Source organism: Aquamicrobium soli (assembly GCF_042646345.1).
GTDB lineage: Bacteria > Pseudomonadota > Alphaproteobacteria > Rhizobiales > Rhizobiaceae > Mesorhizobium > Mesorhizobium soli_A.
This window is the reverse complement of the sequence record NZ_JBHRTK010000016.1, coordinates 83,793-100,350: the sequence shown is the minus strand read 5'-3', so window position 1 is coordinate 100,350 and position 16,558 is coordinate 83,793. Positions and strand designations below refer to the sequence as shown.

Sequence of the window (16,558 nt, the reverse complement as noted above, 5' to 3'; positions counted from 1 at the left end):
CGAAACCGCAGCGGATCGGCCTTTTTGCCGGCATTGGAAATAGGGTTGCCATCGACCCCGCCAAATCATAAAAGCGACGGTGGATCATCGCAATCCCGAGACCGCCTTTCCACGTGATTTCCGTCGAGGCGAGCCGAAGGGCGGCAACCGTGCGCAGCGGCAAGGGCTGCGGATGATCGTGACGAATTTCGCAGGCGTGCGCCCGTGGCGGGGGAATCGTCTGCGTGAGGAAAACGGCAAGGGATCGTCCCGCGCCGGCTCTGTACGAGCAACAAGCTGGTCCGGACATCCGGGCTTTGGTTCAATGTTACGCTGATGGCGATGGCTTTACGCGCAATCATGGAAACGTCCGTACCAAACCGCGCCATGGTGGCTGCGGGCGGGCTAGCCGTTGCGCCAGGCCATCCGCTGGCGGACACTCAATTATCCGGCATGCACTCAAGTCCAGGTTCACGGCGGCGGGCTCTGCCCGGCCGGCTGCGGCTGACGGCTGCCGGGAGGACACGAAATAATGCCCAACAAGATGCTGATAGATGCCTCCCACCCGGAGGAAACACGCGTTGTCGTGGTTCGCGGCAACCGCATTGAAGAATTCGACTTCGAGTCGCAAGACAAGAAACAACTCAAGGGAAATATCTACCTCGCCCGCGTAACGCGCGTCGAACCCTCCCTCCAGGCGGCTTTCGTCGAATATGGCGGGAACCGGCACGGCTTCCTCGCCTTCAGCGAGATTCACCCCGACTATTACCAGATTCCGATGGCCGACCGTCAGGCGCTGCTGCGCGCCGAGGCGGAAGAAGCCGAGAACGACGAGCACGACGAAGGTGACGGCGACGGCCATCACGAGCGTGACCGCGATCGCAACCGCCGTGGCCGCCGCCGGGGTGGCAAGGGCCGCGACCGCGCCGGCCAGCACCACCAGGCGGGAGCCGCCGAAGCGGATGCCGCCAAGGAGGATGAAGACGGCAGCGCCGCCGAAAGCGGCCATGAAGGCGACGAAACCGCTGTCGAGCAGGTGGCGGCGTCCGAGCAGGCTGTAGACCAGGAAGCGCCCGCGAGTTCGGAAGACCCGGCCGAGGAAGCGTCGACCGAAGCGGATTCGGGTTCCGAGGACGACAGCGATTCCTCGTCGGACAAGCCCGCCAGCATCGCCGCCAGTGTCGAAGGCGACGTGATTTCCGAGGCTGCCCCGGCCGAAGAGAACGGCGAGGCGGTGGCCGAGGAACAAAGCGAGGCAACGTCCGACGACAACGACCGCGGCATGCTGGAAGAAGTCAACGGCGGCAACGGCGACGACCATGAGGTCGAATCGGTCGGCGCCGAGGACGCCCTCGAGGAGGTGCGCAACCGCCGCAAGCCGGCGCGCCGCCACTACCAGATCCAGGAAGTCATCAAGCGCCGGCAGATCCTTCTGGTGCAGGTGGTCAAGGAAGAGCGCGGCAACAAGGGCGCGGCTCTCACCACCTACCTGTCGCTGGCCGGCCGCTATTCGGTGCTGATGCCCAACACAGCGCGCGGCGGCGGCATTTCGCGCAAGATCACCAATGCGCAGGACCGCAAGCGCCTGAAGGAAGTCGTGCAGGACCTTGAGGTGCCGCAGGGCATGGGCGTCATCCTGCGCACCGCCGGCGAAAGCCGCACCAAGGCCGAGATCAAGCGCGACTACGAATATCTGATGCGGCTGTGGGAAAACGTCCGCAACCTGACGCTGGAATCGACCGCCCCTGCCCTCGTCTACGAGGAAGGCTCGCTGATCAAGCGCTCGGTGCGCGACCTCTACAACAAGGACATCGACGAGGTTCTGGTCGCCGGCGAGGAGGGCTATCGCGAGGCCAAGGACTTCATGCGCATGCTGATGCCGAGCCACGCCAAGGTGGTTCAGCCTTACCGCGATTCGACGCCGATCTTCGTGCGCTCGGGCATCGAGGCGCAACTCGACCGCATGCTCCAGCCGCAGGTGACGCTGAAATCCGGCGGCTATCTCATCATCAACCAGACCGAAGCGCTGGTGGCGATCGACGTCAACTCGGGACGCTCCACCAAGGAGCACTCCATCGAGGAAACCGCGCTGCACACCAACCTGGAAGCGGCGGAGGAAGTGGCGCGCCAGCTTCGCCTGCGCGACTTCGCCGGCCTCATCGTCATCGACTTCATCGACATGGAGGAAAACCGCAACAACCGTGCGGTGGAGAAGCGTCTCAAGGACCACCTCAAGAACGACCGCGCCCGTATCCAGGTCGGCCGCATCTCGCATTTCGGCCTGCTCGAGATGAGCCGCCAGCGCATTCGCGCCAGCGTGCTGGAATCGACCATGAAGCCGTGCCCGCATTGCGGCGGAACCGGCCATGTGCGCTCGGATTCGTCGGTGGCCCTGGCGGTGCTGCGCGCCATCGAGGAATTCCTGCTCAAGGATTCGAAGCACCACATCATCGTGCGCACGCCGGTGGCGACCGCGCTCTACGTGCTCAACCATAAGCGCTCGATGCTGGTGGAACTGGAAATCCGCTTCGGGCTCACCATCACGATCGAGGCTGACGACACGGTCGGGGCGCAGCTTTACGCGATCACGCGCGGCGCGGTTGCCGAAAAGCCGGTCGGCTTCGTCGAGGTGCGCGCCCTTCCCGTCTATGAGGAAGAGCCGGAAGAAGCCGACGTCGAGGTGCCGGAGGACGACGAGGACGAAGCGGAGGCTTCCGGCGACGAGGCATCGACCCAGAACCAGCAGCAGGCCCGACAGCACGACGACGGCGAAGGCCGTGACCGCAAGCGACGCCGACGCCGGCGCCGGCGTGGCGGCAAGGACCGCGACAATGGCGAAGCTCAGACTCGCCAGGAGGCCGCTGAAGCGACCGGAGATGCGGTGTCTGAGGCTGCCGACGATGCGTCGGACGATGCCGAGACAGTCGAAGCCGAAGCGAGTGCCGAATCCGGTAGTGCCGACGTTTCCGCCTCCGCTGGGACCGAAACCACCGACGACGAGCAGCCGAAGAAGCGCCGGCGCGGCAAGCGCGGCGGCAAGCGGCATCGCCAGGACGAGGGCGAGGCCGGCGCGCAGGATGCAGCCGAGCCGGTCGAGGCTTCCGGGAGCGAGGCCGAGGCCCCTGCGGTCGAACAGCAGGCCGAAGCGCCCGCCCCTGTCGAGGAGCCGGTGACGGCTGCGGCTGCGGAAAGCGAAGAGGCTCCGGTAGCCGAGAAGCCCAAGAAGCCGCGCCGCACGACGCGGAGCAAAAAGGCTGCTGCCGAGGCCGTTGCTGAAGAAACGCCAGCCCCCGCAGCCGAAGCGTCTGCCGAGGAACCGGCGAAGGACGCAGAAGCTGCGGCACCCGTCGAGGAGAAGCCGGCAAAACCGCGTGCTTCGCGCCGCAAGCCCGCCGCGGCAGCCGAAACCGCAGCGGCACCCGTCGTTTCCTCGACCGTGGCCGATGCCCCGGCAGAGAGCGCGGAAAATACCGAGCAAAAGCCCAAGCGCGTCGGCTGGTGGCAGCGCAAGGGCTTTTTCTGAGCGACGCCTGACAGCGAGGTAAGCCGGAATCGGCTTGCCTCCGTGGCTCAGTGCCATCAGGAGCAAAGGGAAGCGCTGTGCCAGAATCCCCCTCCCCTCGTGGGGAGGGTCAGGGGTGGGGGTATGCGCCCGAAACGAAGGCAGAAAGCCTTCAGTAACGCGGCCCCCTTCTCCGCCGTCGCGCCGCATAAATGCCCGATTGATGGGGATCACAATTAAATGAAGTTCCTGGGGGCGGCTGTTCATTCGTGGCCGCCTCGTCTACCAGTAGGCACATCATGTTGAGCCCGCCACGTCCGAGATTGACCATCGCAGGCGCGATGCGCGTCCTTGCCTTGTTCTGCCTGAGCGTAGTCATGGTGGCGGCCGGAACGCTGGTGGCGGCCGCGCAGGGCGTGCCTATCGTGCGCGACGCCGAGATCGAGGCGCTGGTGCGCGATTACGCACGGCCGATCTTCAAGGCGGCAGGCCTGTCCAATGCAGGCATCCAGATCGTCCTCGTCAACGATTCCCGCTTCAACGCCTTCGTTGCCGGGCGGCGCCTGTTCATCAACACCGGCGCGCTGATGCAGGCCGAAACGCCCAATGAAATCATCGGCGTCATCGCCCACGAAGCCGGCCATCTGGCCGGCGGGCACCAGCAGCGCCTTCGTGACCAGTTGGAGCGCTCCAAGACCATGGCCATCGTTGCCAGCCTGCTTGGCGCAGGCGCCATCGTCGCCGGGGCCACCACCAGCAACAGGGGATTGGCCGGCGCCGGCATGGGCATCGCCGCAGGCGGCGGCGAGGTCGCGCAGCGCACCCTGCTCAGCTACCAGCGCGGCGAGGAGATGACCGCCGACCGCTCCGCGATCAACTATCTCAACGCCACCGGCCAGTCCGGCAGGGGCATGTTGAAGACCTTCCAGCGGTTCCAGAGCGCTCTTTCGCTTTCCGGCGCGCAGGTCGATCCCTATCGAATCAGCCATCCCATGCCGCAGGACCGCATCGCCAACCTGCAGACCCTGATCGAAAAAAGCCCCTATTACGGTAAGACCGACTCCGAAGCCCTGCAGCAGCGCCACGACATGATGCGCGTCAAGATCGCCGCCTACATGCAGGGCCAGGCCGCCGTTTCCCGGCTGATCCGCAAGAAGCCCGACAGCCTTTCCTCCCGCTATGGCGAGGCGCTGTCGGCCTATCTGTTCGGCAATCCGCGCTCGGCTATGTCCCGGACCGAGGCGCTCATCAAGACGCAGCCGAAAAACCCCTATTTCCAGGAGTTGCGCGGCGACATCCTCATGAAGATCAACAAGCCGAAGGACGCGGCTGCGGCCTATGGCCGGGCCGTCAGCCTCGATCCTGCCAAGTCCGGCTTGCTGATGGTCTCGCAGGGACAGGCGCTGATGGCGGTCGGCACTCCGGCGGCGCTGAAGGAAGCCGTTGCGCAGATCAACAACGGCCTGGAGAGGGATCGCGAGAACTCAGCTGGTTACCGCTATCTGGCGCAGGCCTATGGCGAGCTCGGCGACATTCCAAGGGCGGAGCTTGCGACGGCCGAAGGGCACTACTATTCAGGCGCCTATCAGGACGCCAAGATCTTCGCGGCGCGCGCGCAGCGGAAATTCAAGCGCGGCGAACCGGGTTGGCTTCGCGCGCAGGACATCATCAACTTCCGGGTTCCCGGAAAGAAACAGTGAAACATGCGGCCGCCAATGCCAGCCGGCAATTCCAGAGGACAATCGACATGAAGAAAACAGTTTTGCTGGGAAGCGCCGCCGCGATCGCTGCCGGCGTCGTCGTGGCCTTCGGCCTCATGGCCGGCGCCCCGCAGGTCGCCAATGCCGAAACGGCGTCGGGCACGGTGAACCGCGCCGAGGTGGAAGGCATCATCCGCGACTTCCTCCTGAAGAACCCGGAAATCATGCTCGAGGTGCAGGAAGCGCTCGAGGCCAAGCAACAGGAAGAGCAGCGCCTGGCCCATCTCGGCGTCATCAGCGAATCCAAGGACGAAATCTTCAACTCTGCCTTCGACGGCGTCGTCGGCAACCCGCAGGGCAAGGTCACCATCGTCGAGTTCTACGACTACAATTGCGGCTTCTGCAAACGCGCCATCGAGGACATGCAGGCGCTGACGAAGGAGGACCCCGACCTGCGCTTCGTGCTGAAGGAATTCCCGATCCTCGGGCCGGATTCGCAGAAGGCCAGCGTCGTCTCCATGGCGTTCCACAAGATGATGCCGGAGAAATACGGCGAGTTCCACACCGCCCTGCTCGGCGGACAGGGGCGCGCCACCGAGGATGCGGCGATCAAGATCGCGGTCTCCCTCGGCGCGGACGAAGGCAAGCTGCGCGAAGGCATGAAGGACCCGTCGATCCTGCAGGCCTTCTCCAGCACCTACGAGCTTGCCAACAAGCTTGCCATTACCGGCACGCCGTCCTACGTCGTCGGCAACGAGGTGATCTTCGGCGCGCTCGGCCAGGAAGTGCTGGCGCAGAAGATCGCCGAGGCGAAATCCTCGCTCTGATCCCGGGCCCGCCCGCGACGGCCGCCCTTGTTGTGGACAGCGCAAGAACTGACTTGCGCTCTTTTCGCAGCGGCCTATGCCCTTTATAGAGGGGAAGGCTGGCGGGTCGCGGCGTGGGGAAAGGTCGGCATTTTTGAAAACGATTTTTGTCCTGAACGGCCCCAATCTCAATATGCTCGGCAAGCGCGAACCGGAGATTTACGGGTCGAAGACGCTTGACGACGTTGCCGCCGAATGCAGGAAGGCAGCCAAGTCGCTCGGGCTCGAGATCGATTTCCGGCAATCGAACCATGAGGGCGACCTGGTGAGCTGGATCCAGGAAGCCCGGGAGAAGGCCGACGGCGTCGTGCTCAATGCCGGCGCCTATACCCACACCTCGATCGCCATCCACGACGCGATCGCAGCGATCGCCCCCATCCCCGTGGTGGAGGTCCACCTTTCCAACATCCACGCGCGGGAATCCTTCCGCCACAAATCCCTGGTCGCGCCCCATGCCCTCGGCATGGTTTGCGGTTTCGGCTCACTCGGCTATACGCTGGCATTGCAGGCGTTGGCGGCGAAGGGCCAGGTCGAGGCGCCACGATGACAAAAGAAAGTTCCACCATGACGACAAAGAAGACCGGTATCGACCAGCAGTTGGTTCGCGACCTGGCGGGTATCCTGAACGAAACCAACCTGACCGAAATCGAGGTGGAACTCGACGATCTCAAGATACGCGTCTCGCGGCAGGCGCCGACGGTCCATGCCGTCGCGGCCGCTCCCGCCTACGCGCCGCCGCCGGCCGCCCAGCCCGCCGCGAACTCCGTTGCCGCCGCGCCGGCCGCTGCAGCGCCTTCCCCGGCGGACCAGGCCAAGAACTCGGTTCCTTCGCCGATGGTCGGCACGGCCTATCTCTCGCCCTCGCCCGACGCCAAGCCGTTCATCGAAATCGGCCAGAGCGTCAAGGAGGGCCAGACGCTGCTGATCATCGAGGCCATGAAGACGATGAACCAGATCCCCTCGCCGCGCTCCGGAACGGTGAAGGCGATCCTCGTCGAGGACGCCCAGCCGGTCGAGTACGGCATGCCGCTCGTCGTCGTCGAATAAGCCGGCGAACAGGCAAGATCCATGTTCCAGAAAATCCTCATAGCCAATCGCGGCGAAATCGCCCTCCGGGTGCTGCGCGCCTGCAAGGAGCTCGGCATCCAGACCGTCGTGGTCCACTCCACCGCCGACGCCGACGCCATGCATGTCCGGCTTGCCGACGAAAGCGTGTGCATCGGCCCGCCGCCCTCGCGCGACAGCTATCTCAACATCCACCAGATCGTCGCCGCCTGCGAGATCACCGGCGCGGACGCCGTCCATCCGGGTTACGGCTTCCTGTCCGAGAACGCCAAGTTCGCCGACATCCTGGCCGCCCACAACATCACCTTCATCGGCCCGTCCGGCGACCATATCCGCATCATGGGCGACAAGATCGAGGCCAAGCGCACCGCCAAGCGGCTGGGCATCCCGGTCGTGCCCGGTTCGGACGGAGCCGTCAGCGACGAAGCCGACGCCAAGCGCATCGCCGCCGACATCGGCTATCCGGTCATCATCAAGGCGACGGCCGGCGGCGGCGGGCGCGGCATGAAAGTCGCGCGCTCCGAGGCCGACCTCGTCGAGGCCCTGCAGACGGCGAGCAAGGAAGCGGGCGCCGCCTTCGGCAACGATGCCGTCTACATCGAAAAATACCTCGAAAAGCCGCGCCACATCGAGTTGCAGGTGTTCGGCGACGGCGCGGGCCGCGGCGTCCATTTCGGCGAGCGCGACTGCTCGCTGCAGCGGCGCCACCAGAAGGTCTGGGAAGAAGCCAATTCGCCAGCCCTCAACACCGAGGAGCGCGCGCGCATCGGCGCCATCTGCGCCAACGCCATCGCCGACCTCGGCTATTCGGGCGCCGGCACCATCGAGTTCCTCTACGAGAACGGCGAGTTCTATTTCATCGAGATGAACACGCGTCTCCAGGTGGAGCATCCGGTGACGGAGGCGATCACCGGCGTCGACCTCGTGCACGAGCAGATTCGCGTCGCCGCCGGCAACGGCCTTTCGGTGCGGCAGGAAGACATCCGCTTCCACGGCCATGCCATCGAGTGCCGCATCAATGCCGAGGACGCCCGCACCTTCGTCCCCTCGCCCGGCACGATCACGCATTTCCACACGCCCGGCGGCCTCGGCATCCGTGTCGATTCCGGCGTCTATTCCGGCTATCGCATCCCGCCCTACTACGACAGCCTGATCGGCAAGCTGATCGTGCACGGGCGCAACCGCGTGGAATGCATGATGCGGCTCCGGCGCGCGCTGGACGAGTTCGTCGTCGACGGCATCAACACCACGCTGCCGCTGTTCCGCGACCTCGTCAGCAATCCCGACATCGCCAATGGCGACTATGATATCCACTGGCTGGAAAAGTACCTGGCCAAGGAAGCCGAAGCACACTGAGGCGCCGATGGCGCGCGAACGCCCAAGGCGCGTGGGGTTGGTACGATGACTCGTCCCTTTGCGCCCGGCTATCGCATTCCGACCGAGCTCTTGCTCAAGGCCTATGCCTCGGGCGTGTTTCCGATGGCCGAAAGCGCTTCCGACCCGGAAGTGTTCTGGGTGCGCCCGGAAGTGCGCGGCATAATCCCGCTCGACGGCTTCCACACGCCCCGGAGCCTGCGCAAGACGATCCGCAAGGGCGTTTTCGACATTCGCTTCGATTCGGACTTCGAAGCGACGATCGACGCCTGCGCCGAAAAGCGGGAAGAGCGCAGCTCGACCTGGATCAACGCGCCGATCCGCGAAGCCTATGTCCAGCTCTTTCGCATGGGATATTGCCACTCGGTCGAAGCGTGGCTGGACGACCGTCTGGCCGGCGGGCTCTACGGGCTGGCGCTCGGCCGCGTCTTCTTCGGCGAAAGCATGTTCTCGCGTGAGACGGACGCCTCGAAGGTGTGCCTTGCGGCGCTGGTCGACAGGCTGGTCGAACGCGGGTTCGTCCTGCTCGACACCCAGTTCACCACCGAGCACCTGAAACATTTCGGGGCGATCGACGTGCCGCGCGCGAAATACGAGAAACTGCTGGCCGAAGCGCTGACTGGCGAAGCGACGTTCTATCCCTGACCGCGCACCCCTTGCTCAGCCGGAAGACGCCTTGCTGGCCGGCACTTCGGCCTTGTCCGGCGCGGGCACGTCCGACTTCTGCTTGCAGGCCTTCAGCCACACGTCATAGACGGCGTGCTCGACGGCGTTGAGGCCGGGGCTTTCGGCGAACATCCAGCCGGTGAAGATGCGGCGGATCTTGCGGTCGAGCGTGATCTCGTCGACCTCGACGAACGAATCGGTCTTCGGCTCCTCGGCCTGAGGGCGCGAATAGCAGACGCGCGGCGTCACCTGCAGAGCGCCGAACTGCACCGTCTCGTCGATATAGACGTCGAAGCTGATCATGCGGCCGGTGATCTTGTCGAGACCGGCGAACTCGGCCACCGGGTTCGCGACCCGGCCGGCGGTGGACGGCGGCGTGCCGGCGGCGGGGGCGTCGTCCTGCGCGTTCGCGGCAGGCGACAAGGCCAGCACTGCCGACGCCGCCAGCCCAAGTACCGAAATTCGACCGAAAAAATTCATACGGATACCGGTGGTTGCCGTCGGGGATGATTCCATACCGCCAAGGCTATCCACCCCTGCCGGATGAACAAGCGCCTAAACGTCAATTGTGGCGAGAAAAGACCGGCGCTTCAGTTACCTGGCGTCCACGCATCGTAATCGCCGGTAACCTGCGGCCGATGCCGGAAGCCCAGCAGCGAGCCCTTGGGCCGGTAGGCGGAGGCCGTGCCGGTGAGGTTCGGCTGGTGCGGCTTCTGCCAGTCGCGCGGCTTATAGTTTTCCTTGGACGGCGGCACGTCGACGCGGTGATGAATCCAGCCGTGCCAGCCGGGCGGTATGGCCGAGGCTTCGGAATAACCGTTGAAGATCACCCAGCGGCGGGTCTGGCCGTCGGAATTGACGCCGCCTTCGTAATAGACGTTGCCGGCGGCATCGCGACCGACTTCCGTGCCGTGCCGCCACGTATGAAAGCGGGTGCCCCAGGTCTGGCTGTTCCACCAAGTGAAAAACTGCACGATCAGCGTCTTCATGACTTCCTCGCGGCCGCGACTTCTACGCAGCTTATGGCTTCGGCTAGGTGCAATGGCAAGGGTTTTGCGCGTCGCACCGCCGATGAGATGCCCTATTCGATCCCGAGCTTGGCCCTGACCAGGTCGTTGACGGCCTGCGGGTTCGCCTTGCCGCCGGTCGCCTTCATCACCTGTCCGACGAACCAGCCGGCCATGGTAGGCTTCGCCCTCGCCTGCTCGACCTTGTCGGGGTTGGCGGCGATGACCTCGTCCACCGCCTTTTCGATGGCGCCGGTGTCGGTCACCTGCTTCATGCCGCGCGCCTCGACGATCTCGGCGGGGTCGCCACCCTCGTTCCAGACGATCTCGAACAGGTCCTTGGCGATCTTGCCGGAGATGGTGCCCTGCTTGATGAGGTCGAGGATCGCGCCGAGCTGGCCGGGCGAAAGCGGAGTCTCTTCAATGTCCTTGCCGGATTTGTTCAAGGCGCCCAGGAGGTCGTTGATGACCCAGTTGGCGGCAAGCTTGCCGTCACGCCCAGAGGCGACACGCTCGAAATAGTCGGCGATCGCCTTTTCCGAGACCAGCACCGAGGCATCGTAGGCCGAAAGCCCCAGCTTCTCGACCAGCCGCGCCCGCTTGGTGTCGGGCAGTTCCGGAAGGTCCTTGGCCAGCGCATCGACATAAGCCTGGTCGAACTCCAGCGGCAACAGGTCCGGATCGGGGAAGTAGCGGTAGTCGTGCGCCTCTTCCTTCGAGCGCATGGAGCGCGTCTCGCCCTTGTTGGGGTCGAACAGGCGCGTCTCCTGTTCGATGGTGCCGCCGTCCTCGATTATGGCGATCTGGCGCTGCGCCTCGTATTCGATGGCCAGGCCGACGAAGCGGATCGAGTTGACGTTCTTGATCTCGCAGCGCGTCCCGAACTCGCCGCCCGGCTTGCGCACAGAGACGTTGACGTCGGCGCGCATGGAGCCCTCGTCCATGTTGCCGTCGCAGGTGCCGAGATAGCGCACGATGGTGCGAAGCTTGGTAAGGAAGGCCTTGGCCTCGTCGGGCGAGCGCATGTCGGGCTTGGAGACGATCTCCATCAGCGCCACGCCCGAGCGGTTGAGGTCGACATAGGACATGGTCGGGTGCTGGTCGTGCATCGACTTGCCGGCGTCCTGTTCCAGGTGCAGGCGCTCGATGCCGACCTCGATGTCCTCGTACTGGCCCTTGCTGTCAGGGCCGACCGAAACGATAACGGTGCCCTCGCCGACGATGGGCTGCTTGAACTGCGAAATCTGGTAGCCCTGCGGCAGGTCCGGATAGAAGTAGTTCTTGCGGTCGAAGACCGACTTCAGGTTGATCTCGGCCTTCAGGCCGAGGCCGGTGCGGATCGCCTGGCGCACGCACTCCTCGTTGATCACCGGCAGCATGCCGGGCATCGCCGCGTCGACCAGGCTGACATTAGCGTTGGGGGCCGCGCCGAACTTCGTGGAAGCGCCGGAGAACAGCTTTGCCTCCGAGGTCACCTGCGCATGGACTTCCATGCCGATGATGACTTCCCAGTCACCGGTAGCGCCGGGGATCAGGCGCTTGGGGTCGGGCGTACGGGTGTCGATGATGGTCATAGCGGCCTGCTGAAGCAAAAAAACAAAACCGACCGATTGGCGAATTTCAACAGTCGGTAGAATTTCACTCGCTAGTGCAAAGCAACCGCCGAGGCAAGGCTTGGCGTGCGTCGCTGCCTCTCTCAGACTTCATCAGCTATCGGAACAATCACGCCGTCGCGATATAGGCCCTGATTTCCTCCGCCTCGCGCTCGACATCCTCGATGCGGCGCTTGACCACGTCGCCGATGGATACGATGCCGTGGAGCAGGCCGTCCTTCTCGACCGGCAGGTGCCGGAACCGGCCCGTCGTCATGATCTCCATGATCTCGTTGACGGTATGGTTCTCGTTGCAGATCTTGACCTTCGGCGTCATCGCCTCGCGAACCGTCAGGTCGAGCGCGGCAGCTCCATGCCGGGCGACCACCCGCACCACGTCGCGCTCGGAAAGGATGCCGACGATCTTCCTGTCGCCGTTGGTGATGACCAGCGCCCCTACCCGATGCTCCGCCAGCATGCGCACGGCATCGACCAGCCTTTCATTCGGCCCGAGCGTCAGTACGTCGTAGCCCTTGCTCTCAAGAATAGCCTTGACCGTCATGGCGACCTCCTCTGCCTTATGCCCGCCCGGCCTCACTTTCCGGTGATCATGGTGCGCCGGGATCGATTTCTTTTCAAGTGCCGCAAGTAGGCGGCACGCAGCCGCGCTTACCGCGACCGGTCGAAAAGCTTCAATCCGAAGAAGCCGACCAGAAAGCCGCCGATATGGGCCTCCCAGGCGATCTGGCTGGATTCACCGGCGCCCATGCCGACAATCCCGGTCACGAGGTTGATGATCATCCAGACGGCCAGGAAAGCAACGACACTGCGCGAGCGGAGCACCATGGAGAACGGCAACGGCCGGCCGGAAAAAGCCGAGCGCCCCGCCGACCGGTCCATCTGGAAGCCGAAGCGCGCGGCGGCCCCCATCATGCCCGAGATCGATCCGGATGCGCCGACCAGCGGGGCCTCCATGAAGGGATGGATGATGAAGAAAAACGCCGCGGCGGCGAGGCCCGTCATCGCGAAGAAGAAGGCGAAGCGCGCCGCGCCGAAGCGGTTGGCTAGCGGCGGCCCGAAAGCCGCCAGCCACACCATGTTGACGGCGATGTGGGCGAAACTTCCATGCAGGAACGTATAGGTGAAGGGCCGCGTCAGCATGAACCAGTCGAAGCCGTACTGGCCGGTATAAAGTGCCGGAATGAAGGCGGCGTCGTAAAGCAGGACATAGTTGTGGCTGTCGTCCAGAACGTGGAACTGGAGCAGGTAGACCGCCGCGCACAGGCCGATGATCGCCAGCACTATCCCGGGAAGGTTGAACATCGGCTCGCGGCCCCGGCGCGGCTCGTGCTCCGGCGAACCGGGCATCCGGTCCTTCTCAACAGGGCTTGTCGGTTCGTTCATAAGCGGTCGATCCGGTTGAGTGGCAGGCTTCGCTCTTGCATGTCTTCGCGCCCCGAAACCACGGCACATTTTTCGGGAGACATGCTGTAGTGCATTGCCCGGCAATCCACAAATGGCGATCCGCGGCCGGCAATCCCGGCGGCCGAATCGCGGCTTTGCGAATCGCCGGCCGCGAATCAAAAAAAACCGTTCAAGGTTTCCCTTGAACGGTGGGTCGAGTCCCCTTCCCCCAAAATCCTGACTGGAGTGCAGCCGAAAGAGGCTGCGAAATGGAGTGTTTTGTGTCCCACAGATGGTCGCCGAGGGCAATCTAAACCATTCGTTAACCTTAACGGCCCCGACCCGTGAACAAACGTTAACTGTGCTGGCATGCCTCCTGCAACGCGAAGCATGTAGGGTCACAGGAAGGCGCCCTTCTGTCCACCGATGGCACATCGGGTCACAGGGAAGCGCGGAATGGAACAGGTATGAAACTGAACGGATCGATCGCACTGTTCCAATATTGGAACCGGCTTCGCGACGGCCGCCACGCCCCGAAGCGTACCGAAATCGAGCCGGCCGACATCAAGGCGCTGTTGGCCGACACGTTCATCCTGGAGAAGGATACGCGCGGCGAAGCCGTGTTCCGCCTCGCCGGAACCCGGCTGTGCGCCACCTATGGGCGCGAACTGAAGGGGTTTTCGTTCCCCTCGCTCTGGCGCGAGAAGGACCGGCGGCTGGTCACCCGACTGATCGAGGGCGTTTTCCAGCAGAAGTCCGTCGTGGTCGTCGCCTATGAAGGCCTGAGCCGAAACGGGCGCTCCAACCGGTTCGAACTGCTGGCGCTGCCGCTCGACGGCGGCGTGGAGAACCCGCGCAGCCTCGGCATCGTGTCGGCGGCCGAAAAGCCGTTCTGGCTCGGGGCCGATCCGATCACCGAGGCGATCATCGATTCGATCCGCGTCGTCGATCCGGACAAGGAACCGATGTACCTGAAGAACCGGCCGGCCATCTCGGTGCCGCCGCTGGCGCCGACCAGCATCGACGGGCCGACGACCATCTCCGAGTTCAGCCGGGCACGGCGCATCCGCCATCTCGTCGTGCTCGACGGGGGGCGCGAGGAGTAGTCCGGCAGCCCGGTCCGGGCCTCGGGACCGGCGCCCCTGGCGTTTACCAGAGGCGCGCCGGGTTTCTTATTTGTTAACCTGTATTGACATAGGTTCACCTGGAGAATTCCCGTCCGCGCGCGGGAACGCCAACGGGGTGTAGGCAGTCATGAGATCAGCGGCGGTCGAGCTTGCGCCGTCCGGTGCAGAAAGGCGCAACTTTCAGCGCGTTCGCGTCAAGGTCTATGGCCGCTTCATGTTGGAGGACCGCACGGAACACCCTTGCCAGGTCGTCGACATGTCTCCAGGCAACGTAGCCTTGCGCACCGATCGCGTCGGCCAGCCGGGCGAGAAGGTCATCGCCTATATCGATCACATCGGCCGCATCGAGGGCGTCATCACCCGCATCCTGCAGGACGGGTTCGCGATGACGGTGATCGCATCCGACCGCAAGAAGGACAAGCTCGCGGCCCAGCTTACCTGGCTTGCCAACAAGCACGAACTCGACCTGCCGGAAGACCGCCGCCACGAGCGCGCGGTGCCGCGCAACCCGACGACCGTGCTGCAGCTCAGCGACGGCCGCCACTATCAGTGCCGCATCATCGACCTGTCGCTCTCGGGCGCCGCCATCGAGATCGACGTCAAGCCGGCCATCGGCGTGCAGGTCATGCTCGGCACCATGCGCGGCCAGGTGGTGCGCCACTTCGAGGACGGCATCGCCATCGAGTTCGCCACGGTCCAGCGGGTGGATTCGCTGGATTCCGAATTCAACGCGCCGCGCTCCTGATCCCTCTTCGCCCGCCCTCGAAAAGCCGGCCGCAGCGCCGGCTTTTTTGTTAACGGCGCGAGGCGAAAATCTCTAAAATTTTAGATAATTTTTCGACTTGTTTTACGAAACAGAGTTTCAACATCTATAACAAATCGACCTAGGTTTTACTCAATATCTACTTCGGACCTTTGCGCCGAATAAATCCGGGCATGTCATTGTCTCCTCAAACGGGGAGACTACAAATGAACAAGAAAAGCGCGCTGTTGCTTCTGGCAATGGCCCTGCAGTTCGGCGGTTGGGGAACCGCCTATGCGGGAAGCTTCATGCACACCGGCGGCCGCACCACCCAGCCGGTCGGCCATTACGATTTCTGCCAGCAACTGCCGCAGGAATGCCGGCAGAAGACGCCGAACCGGGCGCCGACCGAACTGACGCGCACCCTGTGGGCAACGATCGTTGCCGTCAACAACAGCGTCAACACCACGGTAACGCCGCGCACCGACATGGAAATGTGGGGCAAGGAAGAAGTCTGGTCCTACCCCACCAGCGGTTTCGGCGATTGCGAGGACTACGTGCTGGAAAAGCGCCGCCGCCTGATGAAAGCGGGCATGCCGGCCGGCGACCTGCTGATCACCGTCGTGCGCCAGCCGAACGGCGACGGCCACGCGGTGCTGACGGTGCGCACCAGCCTCGGCGAGTTCATCCTCGACAATCTGGAGCCGAAAGTGCTCGCCTGGACCGACACCGAATACACCTATCTCAAGCGCCAGTCGCAAACGAATTCGGGCGTGTGGGTAACCATCAACGACGGCCGTGCCGACGCGGTGGCCAGCGTCCGCTAGCACATGCCTTCGGAAAGCGGGAACCGGTTTCGGGAGGAAGCATGCGCGGATCAAGGCGCGAAAGTGCCTGAAGCGAAGCTGAAAGATTGCGGCGCGCTTTAGCGCCGCCACGGGAAAATCCGGTCGAGTCCCACCCTCCCCGTCCCCAACGACCGGATTCCAGGAGCCGGCTCCGTCCCCGGGCCGGCTCCGCCTTTTTGGGTACGCGAACATCAGGCCTTCGCCAGTATCGGTGGGCGTGAGCAACGCCGTGCGACAAGAGATGCCCGCATGATACCCTCTGATCTGCAAAAATCGAATGCAGAAAAACTTATCTATTCTTTATTCATTAAGCAAACGGCCGACTACCTTTCGTTTACCATCCTCTTTAACGGGGTTGAAATCGAAGTCGCCTAGTGTTGGGCCACGGTTCGAAAAGAAACCGCCAAAGATGAACGTCACAAACTGGGTCAGAGGAACAAACAAATGACGAAGCTTATCGCCCGCTTCTACAAAGACGAGTCCGGCGCGACCGCCATCGAATACGGCCTCATCGCCGCCCTCATCGCCGTGGCCATCATGGTCGGCGCCGGCGCACTCGGCACCAACATCAACGACAAGTTCAACGAAATTGCTGACAAGATCAAAGATCCCACGGCAGGCACCGCGACCCCTCCGCCGGCCGATCCGGCAGGCTGAAATTTACGCTACGGCGTAGAACGAAAGGG

At 63.9% G+C, this 16,558-nt stretch carries 16 protein-coding genes; 11 read left to right on the top strand and 5 right to left on the bottom strand.

Annotated elements, in window-relative coordinates:
• Window positions 1-511 precede the first annotated feature (511 nt).
• The 7 genes from ACFOHJ_RS17040 to aat all read left to right on the top strand — a co-directional run bounded on the left by ACFOHJ_RS17040 (window position 512) and on the right by aat (window position 9,131).
• Complete coding sequence (locus ACFOHJ_RS17040; protein ID WP_378222522.1) at window positions 512-3,502, top strand: ribonuclease E/G; 2,991 nt, start codon at window positions 512-514, stop codon at window positions 3,500-3,502.
• A 278-nt stretch (window positions 3,503-3,780) separates the two neighbouring features.
• Window positions 3,781-5,181, top strand: coding sequence for a M48 family metalloprotease (locus tag ACFOHJ_RS17035; protein WP_378222520.1), 1,401 nt, complete (start codon window positions 3,781-3,783; stop codon window positions 5,179-5,181).
• Between the two features lie 47 nt (window positions 5,182-5,228).
• The gene (locus ACFOHJ_RS17030) at window positions 5,229-6,008 is read left to right on the top strand and encodes a DsbA family protein (RefSeq protein ID WP_378222518.1); all 780 of its coding nucleotides are present in this window, start codon (window positions 5,229-5,231) and stop codon (window positions 6,006-6,008) included.
• Window positions 6,009-6,141: 133 nt separating this feature from the next.
• A complete protein-coding gene (gene aroQ / locus ACFOHJ_RS17025) occupies window positions 6,142-6,594 on the top strand; it encodes a type II 3-dehydroquinate dehydratase (protein ID WP_378222517.1) in 453 nt (150 codons plus the stop codon).
• A gap of 17 nt (window positions 6,595-6,611) precedes the next feature.
• On the top strand, window positions 6,612-7,094 hold the full coding sequence (gene accB, locus ACFOHJ_RS17020) for an acetyl-CoA carboxylase biotin carboxyl carrier protein (protein WP_378222515.1): 483 nt from the start codon (window positions 6,612-6,614) through the stop codon (window positions 7,092-7,094).
• 21 nt (window positions 7,095-7,115) lie between these two features.
• The gene (accC, locus tag ACFOHJ_RS17015; RefSeq protein WP_378222513.1) at window positions 7,116-8,468 is read left to right on the top strand and encodes an acetyl-CoA carboxylase biotin carboxylase subunit; all 1,353 of its coding nucleotides are present in this window, start codon (window positions 7,116-7,118) and stop codon (window positions 8,466-8,468) included.
• A gap of 45 nt (window positions 8,469-8,513) precedes the next feature.
• A complete protein-coding gene (gene aat, locus ACFOHJ_RS17010) occupies window positions 8,514-9,131 on the top strand; it encodes a leucyl/phenylalanyl-tRNA--protein transferase (protein WP_378222510.1) in 618 nt (205 codons plus the stop codon).
• A gap of 15 nt (window positions 9,132-9,146) precedes the next feature.
• Here aat and ACFOHJ_RS17005 read toward each other — a convergent pair whose 3' ends face one another.
• The 5 genes from ACFOHJ_RS17005 to ACFOHJ_RS16985 form a co-directional block, all read right to left on the bottom strand.
• Window positions 9,147-9,632 (bottom strand): DUF2155 domain-containing protein, encoded by a 486-nt coding sequence (locus tag ACFOHJ_RS17005; RefSeq protein ID WP_378222508.1) that lies wholly within the window; start codon window positions 9,630-9,632, stop codon window positions 9,147-9,149.
• A 110-nt stretch (window positions 9,633-9,742) separates the two neighbouring features.
• Window positions 9,743-10,141: an NADH:ubiquinone oxidoreductase subunit NDUFA12 gene (locus ACFOHJ_RS17000; protein WP_378222505.1), complete on the bottom strand. Its 399-nt coding sequence runs from the start codon at window positions 10,139-10,141 to the stop codon at window positions 9,743-9,745.
• A gap of 92 nt (window positions 10,142-10,233) precedes the next feature.
• Window positions 10,234-11,733 carry an Asp-tRNA(Asn)/Glu-tRNA(Gln) amidotransferase subunit GatB gene (gene gatB, locus ACFOHJ_RS16995; RefSeq protein ID WP_378222504.1) on the bottom strand — a complete coding sequence of 500 codons (1,500 nt, stop codon included), beginning with the start codon at window positions 11,731-11,733 and terminating at the stop codon, window positions 10,234-10,236.
• A 148-nt stretch (window positions 11,734-11,881) separates the two neighbouring features.
• Window positions 11,882-12,313, bottom strand: coding sequence for a CBS domain-containing protein (locus ACFOHJ_RS16990; RefSeq protein WP_378222501.1), 432 nt, complete (start codon window positions 12,311-12,313; stop codon window positions 11,882-11,884).
• A 107-nt stretch (window positions 12,314-12,420) separates the two neighbouring features.
• The gene (locus ACFOHJ_RS16985; RefSeq protein WP_378222498.1) at window positions 12,421-13,155 is read right to left on the bottom strand and encodes a rhomboid family intramembrane serine protease; all 735 of its coding nucleotides are present in this window, start codon (window positions 13,153-13,155) and stop codon (window positions 12,421-12,423) included.
• 467 nt (window positions 13,156-13,622) lie between these two features.
• On the opposite strand from ACFOHJ_RS16985, the gene ACFOHJ_RS16980 reads away from it, so the two are divergent.
• The 4 genes from ACFOHJ_RS16980 to ACFOHJ_RS16965 all read left to right on the top strand — a co-directional run bounded on the left by ACFOHJ_RS16980 (window position 13,623) and on the right by ACFOHJ_RS16965 (window position 16,529).
• Window positions 13,623-14,261: a PAS domain-containing protein gene (locus ACFOHJ_RS16980; RefSeq protein WP_378222496.1), complete on the top strand. Its 639-nt coding sequence runs from the start codon at window positions 13,623-13,625 to the stop codon at window positions 14,259-14,261.
• A 148-nt stretch (window positions 14,262-14,409) separates the two neighbouring features.
• Entirely contained in the window at window positions 14,410-15,027 is a 618-nt protein-coding gene (locus tag ACFOHJ_RS16975) for a PilZ domain-containing protein (RefSeq protein WP_378222494.1), read from the top strand.
• A 224-nt stretch (window positions 15,028-15,251) separates the two neighbouring features.
• Window positions 15,252-15,851 (top strand): transglutaminase-like cysteine peptidase, encoded by a 600-nt coding sequence (locus ACFOHJ_RS16970; RefSeq protein ID WP_378222491.1) that lies wholly within the window; start codon window positions 15,252-15,254, stop codon window positions 15,849-15,851.
• Between the two features lie 465 nt (window positions 15,852-16,316).
• Complete coding sequence (locus ACFOHJ_RS16965) at window positions 16,317-16,529, top strand: Flp family type IVb pilin (RefSeq protein WP_378222488.1); 213 nt, start codon at window positions 16,317-16,319, stop codon at window positions 16,527-16,529.
• Window positions 16,530-16,558 lie beyond the last annotated feature (29 nt).